The following is a 508-nucleotide window of genomic DNA, read 5'->3' as shown; positions in this document are numbered from 1 at the left end:
AAAGATGGGGACGAAGGATTTCAAAGAGGCAGAAATTCGCTTTCCGCCGGTACCATCCGACACAAAAGCAACAAAAGACCAATACCTTTTATACGAACAATTGGATTACATCAACAAGTTGATTTTGGATATCCAAAAACTGACACCTAATTAATCAGACCTCTTCTTCAATCTTTACCTGCGGCCGGCCATTCTTGAAGGCTTCCCGGGGCTTAAGGCCTAATAAGTTAAACATTTCCATATCCTCAGTAAATGCAGGATTCGGAGTAGTCAGTAATTTGTCACCTGCGAAAATTGAATTGGCTCCCGCCATAAAGCAAAATGCCTGGTCAGTTAAACTCATTTCAGTTCTTCCGGCTGATAAGCGAACTACCGTTTTCGGCATAATGATACGTGCTGTGGCGATCATCCGGACCATATCCCATATTGGTACCCTGGGCTGATCAGCCAACGGCGTTCCCTTTACTGGTACCAGAGCATTGATTGGCACAGATTCAGGATGCTTAAC

At 44.3% G+C, this 508-nt stretch carries 1 pseudogene; it reads right to left on the bottom strand.

Annotation, left to right across the window (positions count from 1 at the left end):
• Positions 1 to 154 precede the first annotated feature (154 nt).
• Positions 155 to 508 (bottom strand): annotated as a pseudogene (locus WKF69_RS14750) (biotin synthase); the annotation flags it as partial.

It is taken from the genome of Daejeonella sp., assembly GCF_037719425.1.
In the GTDB taxonomy this organism is placed as follows: domain Bacteria; phylum Bacteroidota; class Bacteroidia; order Sphingobacteriales; family Sphingobacteriaceae; genus Daejeonella.
The sequence above is the reverse complement of the archived record's forward strand: the minus strand, read 5'-3'. Positions and strand labels throughout refer to the sequence as shown.